23 protein-coding genes and 1 pseudogene are annotated in these 21,504 nt (G+C 45.3%); 13 read left to right on the forward strand and 11 right to left on the reverse strand.

Features of this window, described 5'->3' with window-relative positions; translation table 11 throughout:
- Positions 1-21: 21 nt before the first annotated feature.
- Positions 22-540 (reverse strand): antibiotic biosynthesis monooxygenase, encoded by a 519-nt coding sequence (locus tag B4C79_RS05220; RefSeq protein ID WP_291762338.1) that lies wholly within the window; start codon positions 538-540, stop codon positions 22-24.
- A 93-nt stretch (positions 541-633) separates the two neighbouring features.
- A complete protein-coding gene (locus B4C79_RS05225) occupies positions 634-840 on the reverse strand; it encodes a tautomerase family protein (RefSeq protein ID WP_291762341.1) in 207 nt (68 codons plus the stop codon).
- A 440-nt stretch (positions 841-1,280) separates the two neighbouring features.
- Here B4C79_RS05225 and B4C79_RS05230 point away from each other — a divergent pair, with 440 nt between their 5' ends.
- The 5 genes from B4C79_RS05230 (at position 1,281) to B4C79_RS05245 (ending at position 5,980) form a co-directional block, all read left to right on the forward strand.
- On the forward strand, positions 1,281-3,041 hold the full coding sequence (locus tag B4C79_RS05230; protein WP_291762344.1) for a tyrosine-type recombinase/integrase: 1,761 nt from the start codon (positions 1,281-1,283) through the stop codon (positions 3,039-3,041).
- A gap of 469 nt (positions 3,042-3,510) precedes the next feature.
- Entirely contained in the window at positions 3,511-4,164 is a 654-nt protein-coding gene (locus B4C79_RS05235; RefSeq protein ID WP_291762345.1) for an AzlC family ABC transporter permease, read from the forward strand.
- A complete protein-coding gene (locus B4C79_RS15865; protein WP_414674101.1) occupies positions 4,161-4,493 on the forward strand; it encodes an AzlD domain-containing protein in 333 nt (110 codons plus the stop codon). Before B4C79_RS05235 ends, B4C79_RS15865 begins: the two co-directional genes overlap by 4 nt.
- An 8-nt stretch (positions 4,494-4,501) precedes the next feature.
- On the forward strand, positions 4,502-4,993 hold the full coding sequence (locus tag B4C79_RS05240; RefSeq protein ID WP_291762348.1) for a thioesterase family protein: 492 nt from the start codon (positions 4,502-4,504) through the stop codon (positions 4,991-4,993).
- Positions 4,994-5,008: 15 nt separating this feature from the next.
- Entirely contained in the window at positions 5,009-5,980 is a 972-nt protein-coding gene (locus tag B4C79_RS05245; RefSeq protein WP_291762352.1) for an MBL fold metallo-hydrolase, read from the forward strand.
- Here B4C79_RS05245 and B4C79_RS05250 read toward each other — a convergent pair.
- The 4 genes and pseudogenes from B4C79_RS05250 to B4C79_RS05265 form a co-directional block, all read right to left on the reverse strand.
- Positions 5,974-6,786, reverse strand: a complete 813-nt coding sequence (locus B4C79_RS05250) for a cobalamin-binding protein (RefSeq protein ID WP_291762354.1) — start codon at positions 6,784-6,786, stop codon at positions 5,974-5,976. The genes B4C79_RS05245 and B4C79_RS05250 overlap by 7 nt on opposite strands.
- 93 nt (positions 6,787-6,879) lie before the next feature.
- Positions 6,880-7,500 carry a CoA transferase subunit B gene (locus B4C79_RS05255; protein WP_291762532.1) on the reverse strand — a complete coding sequence of 207 codons (621 nt, stop codon included), beginning with the start codon at positions 7,498-7,500 and terminating at the stop codon, positions 6,880-6,882.
- A 33-nt stretch (positions 7,501-7,533) separates the two neighbouring features.
- Positions 7,534-8,235, reverse strand: a pseudogene (locus B4C79_RS05260) (CoA transferase subunit A); the annotation flags it as partial.
- A 46-nt stretch (positions 8,236-8,281) separates the two neighbouring features.
- A complete protein-coding gene (locus B4C79_RS05265; protein WP_291762357.1) occupies positions 8,282-9,130 on the reverse strand; it encodes a 3-hydroxybutyryl-CoA dehydrogenase in 849 nt (282 codons plus the stop codon).
- A gap of 255 nt (positions 9,131-9,385) precedes the next feature.
- Between B4C79_RS05265 and B4C79_RS05270 the strand changes: the two genes are divergently transcribed.
- The 5 genes from B4C79_RS05270 to B4C79_RS05290 all read left to right on the forward strand — a co-directional run bounded on the left by B4C79_RS05270 (position 9,386) and on the right by B4C79_RS05290 (position 14,631).
- Positions 9,386-10,540, forward strand: coding sequence for an LLM class flavin-dependent oxidoreductase (locus B4C79_RS05270; RefSeq protein WP_291762360.1), 1,155 nt, complete (start codon positions 9,386-9,388; stop codon positions 10,538-10,540).
- Positions 10,541-10,639: 99 nt separating this feature from the next.
- The gene (locus B4C79_RS05275) at positions 10,640-11,731 is read left to right on the forward strand and encodes an LLM class flavin-dependent oxidoreductase (protein WP_291762363.1); all 1,092 of its coding nucleotides are present in this window, start codon (positions 10,640-10,642) and stop codon (positions 11,729-11,731) included.
- 43 nt (positions 11,732-11,774) lie between these two features.
- A complete protein-coding gene (locus tag B4C79_RS05280; RefSeq protein WP_291762365.1) occupies positions 11,775-12,248 on the forward strand; it encodes an NUDIX domain-containing protein in 474 nt (157 codons plus the stop codon).
- Positions 12,249-12,266: 18 nt separating this feature from the next.
- Positions 12,267-13,355, forward strand: a complete 1,089-nt coding sequence (locus B4C79_RS05285; protein WP_291762368.1) for a zinc-binding dehydrogenase — start codon at positions 12,267-12,269, stop codon at positions 13,353-13,355.
- A 43-nt stretch (positions 13,356-13,398) separates the two neighbouring features.
- The gene (locus tag B4C79_RS05290) at positions 13,399-14,631 is read left to right on the forward strand and encodes a cytochrome P450 (RefSeq protein ID WP_291762370.1); all 1,233 of its coding nucleotides are present in this window, start codon (positions 13,399-13,401) and stop codon (positions 14,629-14,631) included.
- 49 nt (positions 14,632-14,680) lie between these two features.
- Here B4C79_RS05290 and ribA read toward each other — a convergent pair whose 3' ends face one another.
- The 5 genes from ribA to B4C79_RS05315 all read right to left on the reverse strand — a co-directional run bounded on the left by ribA (position 14,681) and on the right by B4C79_RS05315 (position 18,639).
- The gene (gene ribA, locus B4C79_RS05295; RefSeq protein ID WP_291762373.1) at positions 14,681-15,307 is read right to left on the reverse strand and encodes a GTP cyclohydrolase II; all 627 of its coding nucleotides are present in this window, start codon (positions 15,305-15,307) and stop codon (positions 14,681-14,683) included.
- Positions 15,297-16,418 (reverse strand): 3,4-dihydroxy-2-butanone-4-phosphate synthase, encoded by a 1,122-nt coding sequence (gene ribB / locus B4C79_RS05300; protein ID WP_291762378.1) that lies wholly within the window; start codon positions 16,416-16,418, stop codon positions 15,297-15,299. Before ribB ends, ribA begins: the two co-directional genes overlap by 11 nt.
- Before the next feature lie 50 nt (positions 16,419-16,468).
- Positions 16,469-16,981, reverse strand: a complete 513-nt coding sequence (locus B4C79_RS05305; RefSeq protein ID WP_291762381.1) for a nuclear transport factor 2 family protein — start codon at positions 16,979-16,981, stop codon at positions 16,469-16,471.
- 19 nt (positions 16,982-17,000) lie between these two features.
- Positions 17,001-17,324: a 2Fe-2S iron-sulfur cluster-binding protein gene (locus B4C79_RS05310; protein WP_291762383.1), complete on the reverse strand. Its 324-nt coding sequence runs from the start codon at positions 17,322-17,324 to the stop codon at positions 17,001-17,003.
- A 67-nt stretch (positions 17,325-17,391) separates the two neighbouring features.
- On the reverse strand, positions 17,392-18,639 hold the full coding sequence (locus B4C79_RS05315; protein ID WP_291762385.1) for an NAD(P)/FAD-dependent oxidoreductase: 1,248 nt from the start codon (positions 18,637-18,639) through the stop codon (positions 17,392-17,394).
- Between the two features lie 174 nt (positions 18,640-18,813).
- On the opposite strand from B4C79_RS05315, the gene B4C79_RS05320 reads away from it, so the two are divergent.
- The 3 genes from B4C79_RS05320 (at position 18,814) to B4C79_RS05330 (ending at position 21,497) form a co-directional block, all read left to right on the forward strand.
- Positions 18,814-19,695 carry an SDR family NAD(P)-dependent oxidoreductase gene (locus B4C79_RS05320; RefSeq protein ID WP_291762388.1) on the forward strand — a complete coding sequence of 294 codons (882 nt, stop codon included), beginning with the start codon at positions 18,814-18,816 and terminating at the stop codon, positions 19,693-19,695.
- A gap of 249 nt (positions 19,696-19,944) precedes the next feature.
- Positions 19,945-20,598 carry a TetR/AcrR family transcriptional regulator gene (locus B4C79_RS05325; RefSeq protein ID WP_291762392.1) on the forward strand — a complete coding sequence of 218 codons (654 nt, stop codon included), beginning with the start codon at positions 19,945-19,947 and terminating at the stop codon, positions 20,596-20,598.
- A gap of 107 nt (positions 20,599-20,705) precedes the next feature.
- Positions 20,706-21,497: an enoyl-CoA hydratase/isomerase family protein gene (locus tag B4C79_RS05330; protein WP_291762396.1), complete on the forward strand. Its 792-nt coding sequence runs from the start codon at positions 20,706-20,708 to the stop codon at positions 21,495-21,497.
- Positions 21,498-21,504: the final 7 nt, after the last annotated feature.

Genomic DNA, 21,504 nt, shown 5'->3' on the forward strand with positions numbered 1-21,504 from the left:
AATCGCTCGGCTATCGCCTAGTTATTTCTTAAGCCACCACCGCATCCAGACCGAAATCCGGGGCATCACCACATAAGACATTAAAAATGCCACGACTGCTGTAATCAGCGCCATTCTCGTCAAAAAAGGCCACGATTCTAACAGTGGACCAAAGACGGCAATACAGATAGCTGCAGTGGGAAAAATACCAAACCAGCTCACTACGGTCATCTTCCATTTGGGTGGCAATGAAGACGTATTGACCGGACTAGAGGGGAACCATACTTCTAGCCCTCCAACCTGGAAATAGACTGCGTTTTGTTCTGAAACAACCTGGATTCTTTGATGCCATAACTCCCTTTCAGCAGAACCGTCCCAACGATCAAGATCATCCTGCGTAGCAAACCGCTGAATAATCAGATATTCGTTTTTACTGTGTTCTGCATGAGGCGGCAAGACAGTAGCTGAAAGGTAACCTGGGAATTTGCTTGAAGCTTCAAGCATTCCTTTAAGCAAATTTTCGTAAGCTTCTTCACAACCAGGATTGGGTTTACGACGCACAACTCGTGACACCCCTCTCTCCCCAATCATTGCCATATTCCCTCATTCACCAAGTCGGCACATCAACCCATGCGGTCCACCCCACGCCAGCTATTAAGGATTTGGCGAGGTTTGAGACTCCTCCCCAAACAATTTGCCACTACCCGCCCAGTTAGATGGCGCGATATCCTCAAAAATCACGTAAATATATTCTGGGTTTGTCCCGGTATTTTTGACAATACTCTCGGTAATCTCTGCAGCTACAGCCTTTTTTGCTTTTGCATCTTTACCTTCAAACCAACTAACTCGAACTACAGGCATAACAATCTCCTTAAAAAAAACTGCAATTAAACGAACTGAAGCTCTTCGGTGATCCAGCGGCAAAAGTCGTCTTGCATTTCACTACTGAACTCATGGCCGGCTATTCACTATGTCCCGAATTCAAAAATAACGAGGATAGCGCAATAACGTATCTTCGCAACTACGTAATTTCAGTGCTCAAAAGAACTACCAACAGACGTGAAACGCTCGCCGACAGCACAATCGAAGACTACCTTCAGCGAATTTCAAATTTTATAACTTCAACCTCGATAGAAAGCGACTTAAAAGCGGGGGATCTAGAATGTATCGAGGAAACAATCCAACTTTACCTGAGCGAGAGGGCTGAAGTTGTGGAGAGGTGGGATGATGATGCAAGACAGATTCAGAGTTTCACAAGCCTAAACGTTAATCCGGATCTCGCAAACGTGCATGTACCCCGGATGGAATCATCAATTCGAATCCGCTCAACTGTGATTAAAGATATCGAATATGAAAACTGCCTTAATAAACTAGTGAATCAATCAAGCGCCGATTGCGCAGCAATCCTAATTCTTGCTCGCAAATTTGGTATGCGCATCGGCGAGATTATAAATCTCAGAACACATGCGCTAGAAATGTTGAGCACTACAATACGCATTGAGATTCGCAGCAATCGGTACTGGAGAACAAAGACTTGTAATAGCAATAGAACTGTAAGCCCCTGCACACCACTTTCGTCAATAGAGCGCAACCTTTTAATCACATTAAAAGAGTCACAATCAGAATCAAAAGAGCGATTTTTATTTAAACGAGAAACAATATCAAACAACGTAGCGCACCTGAGAAGCGTTCTTAAAGAGGAACGAGAGGACCTGAGCATACACTCCCTTCGACACACCTTTGCAACACAACTAGCTACAGCAGTTTTAGGTGCAAATGAAGTCAACAGTAATCAAACTCAATATGTATACGCAACAACAACTCCGAAGGGTAGAGGCAAAACAACTCTTTTCGCCTTGAGCCGAAAACTTGGGCATGGCTCTTCAAACACGATACTCCAGACCTACTATCACAGAGGCTTCAGGGATATCGAGAGCTATCATTTCAAATTAATTTCGAATGACGATCCAATTGCAAATGACAGTGCATTTAAAACAATCAAAATCAACGAGCCTTCACCACCACAGGATGCAGAGGAAAAAGCATTATCACTGGCACATCGTGAACAGGTACTGAAATTGTTGGTGGCAAGGTGTATGAGGGCTACTGATGTTGAAATCACTGCAAATAATGACATTTCCCCTATCCTTGAGGAGAACAACTTCCTCAGCCCTTTGATACAGATTAAATTTGAAAATTTCTTGAAAAAGTTCTTGAGTCTCGATCCCCGCTTTTGGATCCGTGGAAAGCAAAAATTTTCAAATAAAGACAGAAGGATTTTCTTCAATTCTAATTATTGGAGAACTTTAACAGGTGTGAATTTCATTCATCAGATTGATGAAACAAGCGATGCGATCACAGATTTATGGACACCTTTCACTCGTGAAAAGCAGTTTTTAATACGAACAATCGAAGTGAAAAAAACTCTTGAGAACTTACAGCAACTGACTGAAATAACAGGGATGGAAGTGAGACAAATGTCATACGCTTGGTACAGCCCAACGGGAGCGGATCCGACCACTGCGGTTTTAGAAATCTTTAAAGAACTAAGAATCAACCTGCAAAAGAAAGCAATGCCAAGACAAAGACACCAAGCACTGGGCTTGCGCATCGGTAGCCTCGAAGACTACATCATTTGTGGATTTAAAGATTCACATCAAGATACAAACTCGCTAAAAGACATGGCTGAAGAAGTCTTAGAGAATGCCAAATCACATATTTTTTTGAAGGGTCTTGAGGTACCAAACCCCGCTGGTGGAGTGCAAACTTGTCGTCTGTACCCAACGGCTGAGCTGAAAGAAAAGATACAAGAAAAAGAACTACAGATACCACCTCAAACTGACAACGTTAAAGTTAACTCATTGAGAATTTCAAGCAATGGATACGCGATAACAGGCTTCTCTAAAAATGAGGGAAAAAACATATCGGTTTTCATTCCCGAATATTTAATTCAATTTAGGGACAAAGAACTCATGATATCTCCTAGCCGTTTTACCTCTAGCGAAATTTCACTCGAAATTCAAATCGAACATGGTCGTATGATCGCTCAAAAAATTTGCTAATGGATTTCAGAATACAAATCACTCAATGATTAGTTGTGGTGGTTTGGATTGCGTACAGTTCTATAGGGGCGATTCATTCTTACAGTAAAAAAAAACCCCACATAGTGGGGTTTAAAGCATTCAACCAAGAGAGGCGATCAAAAATATGAAGAATGACTTCTTAACGTAATCCCTCAGTGAATTGAATCTTTGGCGTTGCACATTTCTTATTGCACATATTGTTAGGATGAAAAGTGCCTTGGAAAACAAGGGCCAGTCAGGCCACCTCGACTAGAAAGCCCAGGAAAATAACAAACCCAACTATCAACATCACTGTTGACCAATCGGCAAATTTGACTTAAATTCAAGCTTAAATAGATTTCCTTGGCTTCTAGCGCCCCACATGACAGATAACGAAGACTCACTCCTGACAAGCACCAACAGGAACAGCAGAAGTCAGTCTGAGATCTTCATGGACGGAGTTCGTTGTATGAACCCGTTCGCCATCCCAGTGCTCGTCTGGGGTGTCATTACTGGAATAGCCATGGCCAACTCTTCACTCACAGTTGATGAGGCTTTGGGGATGAGCTTGTTTGTCTACGCTGGCTCGGTACAAATAGCAAGTCTCGCACTTATCGACAATCGAACACCAATTTGGATGATCGCATTTACCGCCATCATTCTTAATCTCAGACTAATGATTTACAGTGCAACAATCCAAGGCCATTTCAAACATCAGCCGCTGAAAAAACGCTTCATTATGGCAAGCCTATCAGGCGATATTCTTTATGCCCCGTACCTTAAAAAATTTCCAATCCCTGGAAACAACACCGAGGCTGCGCCTTATTTTCTGGGTATCGCAGTCTCAGTTTGGATTTACTGGCAAACATCATCAATTGCTGGAATATTGGTTGCTGAATACTTGCCCAAAAATATCGATCTCAGCTTTGCATCTACCTTAGTTCTAATCGCACTGATTAGACCAGTTGTCACTGATAAAACATCCCTTCTGGTTTCGATACTTGCAATTCCAATTGTGTTGGGGGCAGCTCAGTTACCACTCAAACTCAATCTACTGTTAGCCATACTCTTTGCTGTTGCGGCAGGGAACTTTATTGAAAGAAATACAAGGGGAAAACTTTGAATTGGGCAACGATAGCTCTACTCACCGCACTCACTTTGTTCGCAAGATCATTTTTTATCTTACTAGGACAGTGGGTACCCTTGTCAGAATCCTTTTTGAGAAGCCTTCGCTTCGCGCCTCCCGCGCTGATAATAGCCCTGGTCAGTATGAGTATCTTTCAAGATCTTCCACCTCTGAACTTAGGTACAGTAAGCACATCAGCCTTACTTGCTGATCCGGATTTGATCGGTGCGATTTTTGCGCTTGCTGCCTCTGCATGCACCAAGAATATTTTGGTCGTTCTCATGTCGGGTATCACTGCATATCTTGTTACAGGACTCCTAGCATAGTTATCCATATGACTAAATACACAGAGCACCCAGCGCGATCCGAAAAGGATCAGGTCGAGTTCGAATCCTTGTTGACAGATTCTTTTGAAGAGAGAATTCCATTCAACAAAGTTATGGGAATCAAGGTACATTCTCTGAACCCGGAAAAACCAATCTTAAAGCTAAAGATGAAACATGAACTCATGGGCAATCACCATCGAGAACGTCTTCACGGCGGTGCTATTGCATCAATCCTGGATGCAGTAGGCGGACTGGCAATCATGATGAAGATCTCTAGTGATCGCCCCGACTACACAAAGGAACAGCTTGCCGCAAGATTCAACCAACTTGGCACCATCGATATGCGGGTTGACTTCTTATCACAGGGTATCGGTGAAGAATTTTTTGCTACAGGATTAGTGACGCGGCTTGGTGGTCGAATCGCTTCAGTACAGATGACTCTCACGAATCAAGATGACCTGCTAATAGCAACAGGAAGTGCAGCCTATATCGTCAGCTAAAAAGGATACTCGTCAATGAAAAAATTAGTTCTAATTGCCGCACTGCTGATTACTCAATCAAATATTCTCTATGGGAAAGACCCCAACACAAGCTTATCTTCAACTTGCGCCGATGAGCGCGCCGTTGGCTACCATAAGTTTAAATTTGGAGACCTAACGATTACAGCACTCTACGACGGCCAAGTTGACCTTGGAATCGAAATGTTAAATGGCCTTGAATTTACGGACCATGAAAAGCTCATTTCCATGACCGATTCAAAAACTGGCAAACTACCAACATCCGTTAATGCTTTTTTGATCAGCGACAAAAAACAAAACATTCTCGTGGACACTGGAACAGCAAATTTCTTCGGTCCGTCCCTGGGAAAGCTGCTTTGTAATCTAGAAAGATCAGGCACAAAATCCGCCAGTGTCAGCTCGATCCTGATCACCCACCTCCATCCAGACCACATCGGCGGTCTCAGCAATATCGGAGTGAACAACCCTTTTCCCAAGACTCATATATATGTTCACCAAGAAGAGATCAAGTATTGGCTCGGTGAATCCAGTTCAGAATCTTTACCACCCATGCTAAAACCGTTTGTGTCAATGATTCGAGAAGCACTTCAACACCACCGAACAAATGGTCTGATTAAAGCATTTGACTATGAGAGTACACTGGTAATGAATATCAAGCCACTACCCGCTTTCGGGCACACGCCTGGTCACACTGCATTTGAAATCACTTCAAACAAGAAGTCGTTCGTAATTCTAGGAGATCTTATTCACTCACATAGTCTCCAGTTTGCAAAGCCAACAATAGCAATTGAATTTGACAGCGACCGTACGGCTGCCATCGAGAATAGGATTTCGATTCTCGAATATACAGCCAAGAAGAATTCATTGGTCGCCGGAATGCATTTGCCATTTCCGGGTATCGGGTACGTTGATGGTGACAGGAATAATGGATTCAAGTGGCGCCCAGTTGAGCGCTCAACTACTCATTGATCGCTTTGCCAGCTCTTGAATATTTGATGAAGAGCTTCGATGCCTTCCAACAAGGACGCTGGTCCGGGCTGCAGAATTATTAATGAATCAACTTCATAAAGCTGATTTGTTTTTACAGCGGTAATCTGTTCCCAACCAGCCCTATTGGCAACTACTCTGGGCAAGAATTTCTTTCCGCACCAAGAGCCAACAACAATTTCTGGATCTCGAGCAATTACCGCTTCATCAGTAACAACACGATTCATCGCACCACTTTCTCTTGATTCCGCTTCAAAACAATTGTCACCACCAGCTATCTGTATCAATTCGGAAACCCAGCGAATTGCGCTGATTTTAGGTTCGTCCCATTCTTCAAAATAAACCCTTGGTCGACGCGAAAACTGTTGACCAGCAACTTGTATCGCATCCAATCTTTCTCTCATTTCGTTTAACTTTTGAAGACCCAAATCTCCTTTCCCCACAGTTACAGCGATCTGATAAAGTGTTGAGAAAATTTCATCCAAACTACGCTGGTTATAAATCGTGACTGGTAACCCCTCACGAATGAGATCATTGGCAATATTGGCCTGCATATCTGAAAACCCCACAATCCAATCGGGTTTTAGATCAAGAATCTTGTCTATTTTGGCATTCAAGAAGGTACTTACCCGAGGCTTTTCATAGCGAGCTTTTTTTGGCCTTTGAGTGAAACCAGAAACACCAACTATTCGCCAGTCCTCCCCTAACAGGTACAACCACTCTGTGGTTTCTTCCGTCAAGCAGACGATTCTTTTTGGTAGTAAGTCTTTTGATTGCAAGTCGCTCATGGCTCAAATCATAAAAAAAATAGCCGTCACTAGTACGGCTATAAACCCAAGGTGGGAGACAACACTAATTCACAAATATCAAGTCAAATCGAGTCAACTCAATGCATTCGAAAACTCAACACCTGTTTTCGCAATAACCTCTTCCAAAGTGACGCCTGGGTGCAATTCGATCAACTTGAGACCCAAACCGCGCTCTACCTTAAAAACACACAGGTCAGTGATTATCAAATCAACGCAATTTTTGCCTGTAATCGGCAAAGTACAGGAGGGTAAAATCTTGGGGGACCCATCTTTAGCGGTATGTTCCATCAGTACGACTACGCGCCTGACGCCAGACACTAAATCCATAGCACCGCCAGGTCCTTTAACCATTTTCCCAGGGACCATCCAGTTTGCAATGTCCCCTCGGTCACTCACTTGCAGTGCACCCAAAATAGACAAATCAATATGACCACCTCGGATCATCGCAAAAGAATCTGCACTGGAGAAAAAGCTTGCGCCCTGTAGAGCAGTAATAGTTTGCTTTCCAGCGTTGATCAAATCAGGATCCACGTGGCTATCTTCTGGAAATGGACCGATTCCAAGAAGTCCATTCTCAGATTGCAATTTAACGCTGATATTCTCAGGGATAAAATTTGCAACCAATGTTGGAATTCCTATTCCCAAGTTGACATTAAAACCGTCTCGCAACTCTTTTGCTGCACGCTTGGCCATCACAACTCGAATTGGAGACTCTTTATCGGACGATCCAGCCCCGGCCACCGTACGAAATTCAATTCGCTTCTGGTAACTTTCTCCCTTTACAATTCGGTCAACATAAATTCCAGGCGTGTGAATTTCATCCGGATCAAGTTCACCGACCGCGACAAGCACTTCAACTTCAGCGACAGTGACTTTTCCGCAAGTCGCAATCATCGGGTTAAAGTTTCGTGCTGTCTTTCGAAATACAAGGTTTCCTTCTGTGTCACCCTTCCAGGCTTTTACAATTGACACGTCAGCAGTAATTGACTCCTCAAGTACGTATTCCTTGCCATCTTTAAAACTGCGAATATCCTTGCCTTCGGTGAGCGCTGTGCCAAATCCAGTTCTAGTGAAAAATCCCGGAATACCTGCTCCACCTGCCCTCAACTTTTCAGCCAATGTACCTTGAGGAACCAACTCGAGTTCTAGCTCTCCCGACAGTACTTGGCGCTCAAATTCCTTGTTTTCACCAACATAAGACGCGACAACTTTTGAAACCTGCTTGGACTTGAGCAAAAGCCCCATTCCAAAATCATCAACGCCAGCATTGTTGCCAACAATCGTCAAATTCTTAACACCACTGTCCCGCAGTGCAAAGATTAAATGTTCTGGAATTCCACAAAGACCAAACCCACCTGAGGCAATCGTCATTCCGTCACTAAGTAACCCTTGAAGGGCAAGCTGTGCTGATGAATAAACCTTAGTCATGTTTACTTATGCCAAAAAAATTTAGTTAATTTGTACTTTAGTTGCCTTAGTACTGGTAAAAGCCCCGACCACTCTTTCTGCCTAAATATCCCGCCAAGACCATCTCACGAAGTAAGGGCGCAGGCCTGTACTTTGGATCGGCAAACTCACGGTAAAAAGACTCCATTACCGACAACAAAGTATCCAAGCCAATTAAATCCGCTAATGCCAAAGGACCAATCGGGTGATTACAACCGAGGCGCATACCATCATCAATATCGCTTGCTGTAGCCAAGCCTTCCTGACAGGCAAAAATTGCCTCATTAATCATCGGGCAAAGAATTCTGTTTACTGCGAATCCCGGGCTATTCTTTGCAACAATTGATTGCTTCCCAATCCGTTCGACGAAACCAGATGCAATCTGTTTAGTCTCTTGTGAGGTTTGCATACCAACGATGACTTCAACCAACTTCATTACGGGAACGGGATTGAAGAAATGCATCCCAACGAATCGACTTGAGTGAGTAACGCAAGCGGCCAGCTCCGTCACAGAAAGCGAAGATGTGTTAGTTGCGAGAATTGTTGAAGCGGAGGTTGACTGATCAATTTGTTTAAGAATTTTCTTCTTAAGATCGAGGTTCTCTGTCGCGGCCTCAATCACGAGTTCACAACTGCGCAAATCATCATATGAGGTCGATGCACGGACTTTAACCAGAGACTCGGACATCTCCGAGTCAGAAATCAAACCTTTGTTGACCAGCCGTGAAAGGCTACCATTGATCACACTCAGCCCTTTGTTCAAGGCTTCAGTGGAGACATCAATCATTACAACACTAAAACCAGCTTGTGCACATACCTGAGCGATTCCGCTACCCATGGTGCCAGCACCAATCACGCCTACACATTTAATATTCACCGTGCATCTCCTGAAGTGGACGAGTTACCCCGCACCCTTACATCTCAAATTTTTTATGCAGCCTATTGTCGTCAACGTTTGCGTTGATTGTCAACACCTATATTTAATAATATTGAACAAGCAATAAAATCACTAACCCTCAGGATTGATTTACATAGGAATTTTAGGATTACCTTAAAATCAGTCAACATTAGTGTTGACATTTTATTTCACCTGAAGCATTCTTTGTGAATACCTAGGCTAGAAGGAGAGAACATGAAATTTAACCTGATGCAAACTGGCGTTATTGGACGCCGCTACGAACTTGAACAAGGCATGGCAGGCCAGCGCCCAGAGCTGTATCAGCGCTTCCTAAAGGAAGTACGTGGATATGTTCAACTTGCAGACGAACTTGGATATAACCTGTACTGCCAGCCAGAACATCACCTACAGATTGAAGGTTTTGAGATTAACAACCATCCTGGGATGTTTAGTCTGTATGTGGGTATGCATGCCAAGCGAATGAAAGCCGGCATCATGGGATACACCCTTCCCACCCATAACCCAGTGCGAGTTGCAGAAGAGATCGCAACCTTGGATCACATGCTGCAGGGACGTTTAACAGTTGGTTTCACTCGTGGATACCATCCAAGGTGGGTTGATTCGATGGCAGCTTTGCGAGGCGTTAAATCAACCGCCCCGACCAATGCGATGGCAAAAGATGCTCAAGACACACTGAATCGCGAAGTTTTCGAAGAGTCCCTACACATTATCAAAAAGGCATGGGCTAGCGACGTGTTTAGCCATAAAGGTAAACATTGGGAATTCCCGCCAAACGGTGGCTCTGCAGGACATCCGGCATATCGCGAATTCGGCAAAGGCATGGACGAGGACGGGATTGTTCGTCAAATCGGTATTGCTCCTAAATGTTTCCAAAACCCCCATCCAAAAATTTATGGTGGATTCGCAGCCAGCTTGAGCACAATCGATTTTTGGGCACGTGAAGGTGGCAAACCAATCGTACTGGCAGATAACCTCGATTTTTGCGAAAAGGTTTGGCATCGCTACGCTGAAGCTGCAATTGCAGCCGACCTGAACGTACCACAGGAAGATCATTGCGCCTGGGGCGGTTTCTTGATGTTGACTGATGACAAGGGCAAAGCGCAAGCGCTAATGGATGAACACAAATGGTTCTGGGACAAGTGGTTCATTCCATTTGGTCAGAAAATGCCCAATGTGTTGATCGGCTCAGCAGAGGAAATCGTTGACACCATCGGAAAAGCTCATGATCGACTGAAGTTCAATGAATTATTCCTAATGTTTGGACAAGGCCATTTGGATCCAGAACAGAACAACGATGAACTTGAGAAGTTCGCCCGCTTGGTTGCGCCTCATTTCTCTACAAAAGACAAAGACGGAACCATGGTTTAGAGTTAACAGCACTGTTGACAATTTACATAGGCTATATCAATCTTAGACATACAGAGACAATCAACATTTGTCCCTGCAGATGTATGAGGAGACACTAAAATGCAAGTAGGTTTTTTTCACACGCCATACAACCGACCAACACGAACAGCGCGAGAAATGTACGATTGGTCAATGGATTTGGCGATGGTCTGTGATGAAGCAGGATATACAGACTTCATGATCGGCGAGCACTATACACTGGCCTGGGAAAATATCCCTTGTCCGGAAATTATCATTGGTGCCGCAGCACGACTGACAAAAAATATTAGATTCGCCCCAATGGCACATCTGCTGCCTTATCACCACCCCGCACGGCTAGCGATTCAAGTAGGTTGGCTGTCTCAAGTACTTGAAGGAAGGTATTTCTTGGGAGTTGCCCCGGGTGGACACCACACAGATGCGATCCTGCATGGCTTTGACGGTATCGGGGAAGGCCAGGGACGAATGTTTGAAGCTCTGGAATTGATGGAGAAGGTATGGAAACGGGAACCCTTCAAGGAGAAAACAGAACATTTTCAAGCTGGGTATCCAGGACCAAACGACTTTCCAGGTTACGACGTATTGTATGCCGACAATAGCCCTTGGGGTGGACGGGAAAATCTTGAAATCGCTGTCACTGGATTGACGAAAAACTCTTCTTCGCTGAAATGGGCTGGTGAACGGAACTTTAGTCCAATCTCGTTCTTCGGTGGAGCAGCAGTGATGAAATCTCACTGGGACACGTGGGAGGCTGCAGCAACCTCAAAAGGTTACGAAGCTGATCGCAATCGATTCCGTGTTACTCGAGAAATTTTTATTGCTGATTCTGATGCTGAAGCTAAACGCAGAGCACTAGCCAGCGGTTTGGCTGAATCTTGGAAAGAATACCTATTTCCAATCTACAAAAAATTCAATTTGTGGGCTGGAATTATCGAGGATTCAGGTACTAACATCGATCCAAGTCAAATTACTATGGATTGGATTGCAGAGCACGTATGGCTTTGCGGCTCACCTGAAACTGTGATCAGAAAATTGGAGCGGTTGTCGGAAACCACCGGAAGTTGGGGACAAATCGTTGTGAACTCCCATGACAACATCGACAATCCAAAACCATACTTCGAATCACTAAGAAGGCTGGCATCTGAAGTCGCCCCCAAGCTCAAACTAGCATAAAGTGGATTGGCGGATCTTTGATCCGCCATTCACCTAAAACGCCATGGCTCAAGCTACTGCCACTAAAAAGAAGATCTCTACCCAATCCATAGTTGCTGCAGCGATTACTCACGGGAACATGCTAAGCCTTTTCAAGCGAAGCGCCAAAGTGGGTTACGACAAACATTTATGGCATTGCATTACTGGCTATCTACCATCTGGTGAATCCCCAATCTCTCAAGTACTGAGCGAGATCCAGGAGGAGACTGGTCTTTGTGATTCTCAATTGAATCTAAAAAAACAAGTCATTTTCCATCTCATCGGCGACGATGGAAACCGGTGGGAAATCCATGCATTTCATTTTGAAAGTTCATCTACCTCGATAACCTTGAACTGGGAAAACGAGGCTGCAATGTGGTTCGATGATCACATTGATGTATCGATTGTGCCGTGGTTAAAACAAGTGCTGTCCAAGCTCGGATTACCCGATAGATTCAGTCTTGAGGACTGTTTCAAATCACAACAAATATTCAAATAGAAACTCAGGAGACGGTTGATGTTATACGGAAAAGCAGCAGTACTCGTCAAACCCAATCAGTTGGAAACTTGGGAAGTACCAATTGCCGACCCCGAACCAGGCGGTGCACTGGTCAAAGTAGTCGTTGGGGGTGTATGTGGAAGCGACTTTCACATCGTGTCGGGAGATGCAGGTGAAATGCCCTTCCCCATTATTCTTGGCCACGAAGGCGTAGGCCGACTCGAGAAATTGGGCGCTGGAGTAAAGACCGATTACGCGGGCACTCCAGTACGTACCGGAGACATGGTGTACTGGGTTCCTATTGCCCAATGTCATCGCTGCAGGGCCTGTACAGTACTTGACGAAATGCCATGCGAGAATTCCCAGTTTTTTGAACATGCCGAAAAACCCAATTGGGGAAGCTATGCTGATTATGCTTGGCTACCCAATGGTTTGGCTTTCTTCAAACTACCCGATGGAGCCAACCCTGATGCGGTCGCATCACTGGGTTGCGGACTTCCTACAGCACTTGGCGGAATCGCACAATGTGGTCCAATTCAAGTGGGAGAAAATGTCGTTGTTCAGGGTGCTGGCCAAGTTGGACTGGCCTCTGTCATGGTCGCTTCACTTGCTGGAGCAAAGGAAATTATAGTTCTTGATCACAGTGAAAAACGTCTAAACGTCGCCAAATCAATGGGGGCCACTGCAACCATTTCCCTGGCTGAACATAATCAGGATGAAAGAAAAAGAATGGTGGCCGACCTGCTTGGCCCCCAAGGTGCAAATGTGGTCATTGAGGCAGCCGGCGTGTTACCAGCGTTTCCAGAAGGCATGGATTTAACAAGCCCATATGGTCGTTACATTATTCTTGGATTGTGGGGAGCAATCGGGAAAGTGAGTATTTCTGCACGAGACTTCAGCACCAAAAATATGAAAATCGCCGGCGCCAGTTTCCACAAACCCAAGTTTTACCACCAGGCGCTTGAATTGGCATCACGCCATCAAGACAGGTTTGGTCTGGCGAGTCTAGTAACACATCGATTCGCGATCAAAGATGCTGACAAAGCATTGGAAGCCGCAAAAAACGGCACTGCGATCAAACCAGTCATTGATCCTAGCCTTTCTTGAAAACTACATGTCTATCAATAATAAATGGTAGAGGAGAACCAATATGAGCACCGCTAGCGTACTGAAAGTGCCAAGAAACGCAGACTTTCCCGCACACATCCCTGAAGACCGTGTTGTAGATTTCGATATGTACAACCCACCTGGTATTGAGAAGCTTGGATTGCAAAGCGCATGGAAACAACTTCAGGAATCTGGATTACCCGATCTTGTCTGGACACCTAAGAATGGAGGCCATTGGATAGCAACCAGAGGCAAATATATTCGCCAAGGCTTCGAAGATCATGAAAACTTTTCAGCCGAGTGTCCATTCATACCCAAGGAGGTTGGTGACGAATATGACTTCATTCCTACCTCACTGAACCCACCAGAACACCGTCATTATCGCAGCTTGATCAGCGCTGCAGTAGGCCCGCATATCGTTCCTCAAATCAAGGATTCAATACGTGCACTTTCTCGTTCATTGATTGATAAGTTTGCTGACAAAGGTTCTTGCAACTTCACTCATGACTATGCAGAACCTTTCCCGGTCGGCGTATTTCTGGAACTTGTGGACCTACCGTTTAGCGATGCCGCAGTGCTAAAAAACTTGGCTGACCAGATGACTCGGCCAGATGGCAGCATGACTTTCCCGCAGGCGCGCGATGCCCTTTATGCCTACCTGAAACCCATTGTTATCGAGCGGATGAAAAATCCTGGCAAGGATGTGATTAGTAAGGTCGTTACCGGCAAAGTGAGTGGTCGTGACCTTACCCTGGACGAAGCACTGAGAATTTGCGGATTGCTACTTGTAGGCGGATTGGATACGGTGGTAAATTTCCTTAGCTTCAGCATGCAGTTCTTGGCCAATAACCCGAAGCATCGCAAAGAATTACTTGATCATCCAGAGAAAATTCCTGCAGCTACAGAAGAACTTTTGAGACGATTTTCTCTTGTTGCAGATGGTCGACTGGTGAAAAATGACATTGAGGTCGATGGTGTCTTGCTCAAAGCTGGCGATATGATCCTGCTCCCGCAGCTATTGACCGGTCTGGACGAAAGAGAGAATCAGTGTCCGATGCACGTGGACTTCGACCGAAAAAAAGTCACTCACACGACCTTTGGACACGGCGTACATCTTTGTGCGGGGCAACACATTGCCAGGTTGGAAATCATGATCACCCTTGAAGAATTCTTGAACAGAATTCCAAATTTTGAGATTCCTGAAGGTGCTACAGTTCCCCATCACGGGGGGGTAGTAGGTTCCGTATCCAGCCTGCCGTTGGTTTGGAAAGTGTAAATATGTTCGGCGAGCCCTTCGATCGAGGGCCCGCCTTCATACCTTGATTTTACGTTTCATCATTCAGGAAGTGCCCAAGCCTTCTAGCCTTGGTGCTTAGGTATGCTTGATTGAAGGGATTTGCTTCTATTTTTAAAGGAATTCTCTCCGCAATAGCAATCCCGTGCTGAGCAAGACAACTCAACTTGTCGGGATTGTTCGTCATCAGTTTGACGGTACCAACTCCTAGCGTCTTGAGCATTAATCCAGCAACATCAAAATTACGAAGATCCACTCCCAATCCAAGTGCTTCGTTGGCTTCGATAGTATCCATCCCTTTATCCTGCAAAGCATAGGCTCTGATCTTATTTCTCAGACCAATACCTCGCCCCTCTTGCCGAAGATAAATCAAAACCCCACAGCCCGATTCAGCGATTTTCTGAAGTGCCAGATCTAGCTGAGGCCCACAATCGCAACGCAAGCTGTGAAGTGCCTCGCCAGTGAGACATTCGGAATGAATTCTGCACAAAACAGGCTCTACATGGGCGACATCACCCAGTACAAGTGCGAAATGTTCCCGACCAACCTCACCAAGATCAAAGCTAAGTAGCTTAAACGTGGCCCAGGGAGTGGGCATATCTGTAGAAACAAGAGTATCTAGCAGAACTGAAGTTGAGGGGTGCTGCTCATTGCCCATCAAAACTCACATACTCAACAATTTCAAGGTCAAATCCGGAAATCGCGTTGTATTTAATTGGAGAGCTCATGTGTTTCAATTTTCGAACTCCCAAGTGACGAAGTATTTGAGAACCCACCCCAATATTCAAAAAGGAGTTGTGTAGTCCCGATTTGCCGGAACGTAAGCCTGGAGACCTATTCTTCAGTCCATGAAGGCTATCAAGTAACACTTCCTTCGTTTCACCACCACCGAGTAAAACTAAGACGCCAGAGCCCTCCTGTGCAATTCGGGCCATACAACGTTGAACGTTCCAACCACTTTGTGAATCAATTTGAACCCCAAGAAGGTCTCGCGCGGTCAGCGCGAGCTGAACACGAACCAAATTGACCTCATTGTCTGCAATCTGACCCCTGACCAGTGCAAAGTGAATATCATCGTTGATTACATCTTGGTAGGTGTGAAGAACAAAGTCACCGTAATCATTGGAGACAGGTATCGCCTCCAAATGAAGAACAGTACTCTCATTGGTCAAACGATACTGAATCAAGTCCGCAATCGTACCGAGTTTAAGGCCGTGTTGTCTTGCAAATTCCTCAAGCTCTGGTCGACGTGCCATCGTACCGTCGTCATTCATGATTTCACAGATCACTGCAACTTCAGCAAAACCCGCCATTCGTGACAAATCGCAAGAGGCTTCAGTATGGCCAGCCCTAACCAATACACCACCTTCTTCAGCCATCAAGGGAAAAATATGACCGGGTTGCACGATGTCTGTTTCTTTGGCATCAGGAGATGACGCCACGCGAATTGTATGTGCCCTGTCTGCTGCAGATATGCCAGTAGTCACGCCGTGCGAGGCCTCAATCGAAGTGGTGAATTTGGTGCCAAATCCGGATTTGTTTCCCTGAACCATTGGCTTCAGACCTAGTTGTGCGCAGTGCCTCATCGAGGCAGGCATGCATATTAATCCCCTGCCATATTTGGCCATGAAATTTATATGTACAGGTTCAACACATTGCGCAGCCATCACGAGATCACCTTCGTTTTCTCTGTCCTCGTCATCCACCAACACCACCATCTTGCCCAGGCGGATGTCTTCAATCAGATCTTCTATTCGGTCAGTTTGCATGTTGTTCACTTCGTAAATTTTGGCAGTTGAAGAACTCGGAACTCAACCCACTAGCGATCTTTTCTAGGATAGTCAGAGGGCAACGCTTCGATTCCTGGCCATTTCACCCGATTCACATCAATCATTGACTTTCCAACTTCAGACCAAGGCGCTACATGAACTACCCGCATATCTCGCTTTTTGAATTTCCAATGATCACCACACTTTTCATACTCGTCTAGATAGCGAACAGCACCATAGTAGGTTTCTCCAGCCATCCCAAGCTCAACATGTGCGCTAAGCGTGCCGTGGGCGACATTCTCTGAGTCGAAATGCACTACCAAAGCATTTGCCGTATGCAAGGTTTCAGCCATGTGGTTGCGACTTTCTCTCAAGAAATTTACAATCTCTTGCCGACCACATGCTCCTGGAAACCCACCTGCAGAAAACTCACTGTCTTCACAGAAAAGTGATCCCACGACATCATAATCATCTACGTCTACAGACATAAAATATTGGGCTACTAGATCATTAATTGAAAAACGGTCTTCTAGCCTCTGAATTCTTTTTTCAATCGACTCCATATCCACCTGCCTCCTAGTTCTACCATTGGGTATCAGCGATCACTACTCGAATACCTGCCAAACCATCTTGCATGGTCAGTTGACAGCTTAGGCGGCTATTTTCACGTCGCTCAGCCGAAACTCCCTCCAGCATTTCTAGTTCACGATCACTGGGCGGAGCAACCTTACTAACGTAGTCAGTATCCAGATAGACATGACAAGTTGCACAACTTGCACTACCTCCACAATCCCCAACAATATCGTAGATTCCATTTGCAACAGCGGCTTGCATTAGATTATGGCCCTCAGCGATCTCAACCTCTTTCACATCACCGTTCGGGCAAACATACACAGCTATTGGCATCTCCAGTTCCTCTCAAGTTGATTAGGTTTTTCACGTTCCCTAAAAGGGACTCTTTTCAATTTAAATCTTAACTTCCTGTAGATTCAGCCAACTCTTTGAGACTGAACGATTCATCCTGCAACTCAGCTACCGAATACACCCTTGAACTGCCTACCATTTTTTTCGCAGCAATAAAGTCGCTTGCCCTGTTTACGGTATCCACTGCAATCACACGCCCTTCTAACAAATACAGCACACTGAAGTTACTCGCCGAAATTTCGCCACGCACTACAACCGAGTCATAGCCTGTCGATAGACCAACCATTTTTAAACTCAAGTTATACTGATCTGACCAGAACCACGGAGCAGCATCAGGACGCGGTACTTTGCTGCAAATTACTGCAGATACCTTCCTGGCATGTTCCAATGCGTTCGGCACAGACTCGATTCGTACGCGACGACCTCCATAGACAGAGCTCGGAAAATTGACACAGTCGCCAATTGCAAAAATTCGCGGATCGCTGGTCCGAAGTTCTTCATTGACTAAAATACCGTTTCCACAATCCAGTCCCGATTCTGCTGCCAGTTCGATACTTGGAATCAAGCCGATACCAACCACAATGGCATCTACGTCAACGCTCATTCCATTATCACACTCGATAGAACGAACAATCTGCCCGGATCCATCTCGAATAAATCGCCTGACTGTGGTACCCAAAAGTAGGTTTACACCTTCCGAAGAGTGCCGATTCTGATAAAACTCGGATACTACAGGCGCAGTGACCCGTTCAAGCACTCGATTAGCAGCCTCAATTAGCGTAACTTCACAGCCAAACTTTCTTGCAGTTGCAGCAACTTCTAACCCAATGTACCCGCCACCGATAATTGCCAAACGTGATTTATTGGATATTTGATTGGCGATTCGTTCTGAAGACAACTTATCCCTGAGCTGCAAGATATTTGTAGGATATGGCAAACCGTCATCAAACGAGATCTGTCTCGGTTGCCCGCCAGTGGCAAGGACCACATAGTCGTACTTGATGGACTCACCACTGCTCAAAGCAAGCAATCGATCCTCGCGATTAATACTTAATGCTTTGACTCCTAGCCTGAGCACAATCCCCTGTTTCTCGAACAAAGCGGGTGATTTCAAATAGAGACTTTCAGGTGAAACATCACCAGCAAGGTACGCTTTTGAAAGTGGCGGTCGATGATAGGGGATTTCTTTTTCCTCCCCAATTAATACGATCGGACCTTGCCAGCCGTTAGCACGCATTGCAAATGCGGTCTCAACACCACCACAACCTGTACCCACGATTAATACGCAACCGTTCATGTCCCCTACCTATTGTCAATCGCTCACGATTTGTTATTTTATGGATCCCATTATATGACCCCATGCGAACCCATTATTCATCAAGCCACTCAACCAGTCAACACCATTGTTGACATGCACTAATAATTCCAATAGTCTCTACCAACCAAGTGGCTGACGACAAAAGGAGATCAAATGGCTGTGCGTCTTGAAGGAAAAATTGGCATAGTAACCGGCGGCGGAAGAGGAATAGGCGAAGGAATCGTAGACCTTTTTGTCCAGGAAGGCGCAAAAGTGATCGTCGGTGACATTGATCCCCTGACCTCGCGACTTGAGGATACTTACGGTCGACATCGAGTACGTTACATAAAAACAGATGTTACCAATGAACAGCAAATAAGCGACATGGTCCAGTTTTGTGTTGATTCTTTCGGCCATCTTGACTTCCTAGTCAACAATGCAGGCGCTCTGGGCGATCAAGCCAAACTGACAGAACTGACTACAGAGGGATTTGACAAGACTACCGCTGTTCTTCTTCGTTCAGCGTCTTTGGGACACAAATATGCTGCTCGACAATTCATAGCTCAAAATACCGGTGGAAGCATAGTTTCTATTTCTAGTATTGCTGCACTTCAAGGCGGCTGGTCCGCATTGTCATACGACGTTGCCAAAGCAGGGATCATTCACCTTGCAAAGTCTGCCACTCATGAATTGGCACGCCACAAAATAAGGTCCAACGTGGTCTCGCCCGGACTCATCCTTACTCCAATTATTGCTACCGCCTGTAACATCCCTCAAAATAAATACGGAGAGTTTGTTGAGTCGCTAGAAAAACCCTTTGGTGAGGTAATTCCACTAGGACGAGCTGGTTTACCGAGAGATATAGCGGAAGCCGCCCTGTTTTTTGTATCCGATGCCTCAACACACATAACAGGTCAGAATTTGACAGTTGACGGCGGACTTACCTCAGTCACCGGGATTCAGATTGGTGATGTTGTGGCCAAAGCAGTCGTAGACTTTGACAAGAAATCCGCAACTGACAATAAAACTGAGGTCTCCTGGTTACCTACCCGATAACCGCACTCAAATTCACAACCTCCTCGATGGTGTCTCCCTTGCTCCAAGGGTTTTTTACGCCCTCGATTTGAGCACCGCCGATGGCGGTGCTATTTTTATACGGAAGGCAAAATCACGTTGATTTACTTAGCCTAACCACTTTCACTTACGCTGCCAATGCTCCATAATAATGAAAGGTGTCTCTAACAAACTTGCACATTGCAGGTCAGTTGATGGATTTCAAAATCTTAGAAAATTAATCGGATTTTCATGGAACACGCAAGCAACATTGCCCGCCGGAGAAAACTGGCACTCACCGAAGGTAATCCTGATTACACCGCAAAAAGAGAAGAACTGGTCGAAGTAGCCACAAAGCTCTTCAAGGAACAAGGATTCAAATCAACAACGCTTAGCGATATTGCCAAAGGCGCTGGTATCGATAGAGCCACCATCTATTACTACGTAGCCAGTAAAGATGAATTGTTCAGGGAAGCCATCGGTGGCATTCTAAATGCCAACATTACTCGCGCAGAACAAATTTTGAGGATTGAAGACAAAGGCCCAAGAGAAAAACTAGAAGAGTTGCTTGAGGTGCTCATGCTTTCTTACGCCGAAAACTACCCCAACATGTATGTCTACATTCAGGAACTGATGCACGACGTTTCCCGAGACTCTTCCCCATGGGCAAAGCTTATGGTCAAGCAAACTGCACGGTTTGAGAAAATAGCGATGACCTTGATAACCCAGGGTGTTGAACAAGGCGTATTCCGTGATGATATTCCATTGCGAATTGCAATCAATGGACTTTTCGGAATGTTCAACTGGACACATCGTTGGTTTGATCCAAATGGCAAGAAGACCGCGCGCGAGATCGCAGAAGCATTCTGCAAGATTTTCTTTGATGGACTAATGAAAACCAAGTGAATACCTAAAGCCTTATACTTGGTTACATCAACAATCAACATTTGCGTTGACTGAATATTGTCGTAGCGCTAGACTGAAGGTTCATTCCGATTCTAGAAACTACTGCTATGACCGAAGGTTTTCTTTACCAGTCAATCGCTTTTACAAAAGCTGATTCTGTAGCATTCCTGGCTTTTAACCGCCCAGCTTCCCTCAATGCCATTGATGTTCAAATGGCCACTGAGTTCTTGCAAATTTCCCATGAAATTGCAAACGATCCCTCCATCAGGGCAATTCACATTAGTGGTGTTGGCCGAGCGTTTATGGCCGGAGGAGATGTTGCGTATTTTCAGAGAGATCCCGAGTCTATCGCGCCTGCAATTATTGAGCCCATGCACCAGGCATTGGCGATACTTCAATCACAAAATGCACCTATTCTAGCGAGCGTTCAAGGGCCAGTGGCTGGGGCAGGCCTGAGTATTTGCCTTTTTGCAGATTACTGTCTTGCTGCCAGTGATTCAGTCTTTAACTTTGCCTACACAAAATTAGCGGTTAGCGGTGACCTTGGCGTAACTTGGTCGTTGCCCAGAATTGTCGGTTTGCGAAAAGCCCTTGAGATTGCGCTAATGTCAAAGCCGCTTACAGCAAATGAAGCTCTTGCAAACGGACTGGTCAACGCAGTAATCGAACCTGAGGAAATGCAAGCGATGACTAAGAAGATTCTCTCATCGTGGAGCCAGGGACCAACCACTGCGTTTGGAAACATTCGACGCTTAATTCGATCAGCTACCGAACATGAATTCTCAGAGCATCTGAACCATGAAATGAAACTTTTTGAACAAGCCACTAGCACCAACGATTTTCGTGGCGCAGTAGATGCATTTCTTAATAAAAGCAGGGCCACCTTCACCGGCAAATAGTTAAGGA

The sequence above is a fragment of the Limnobacter sp. UBA7229 genome (assembly GCF_002473065.1).
GTDB classification, from domain to species: domain Bacteria; phylum Pseudomonadota; class Gammaproteobacteria; order Burkholderiales; family Burkholderiaceae_B; genus Limnobacter; species Limnobacter profundi.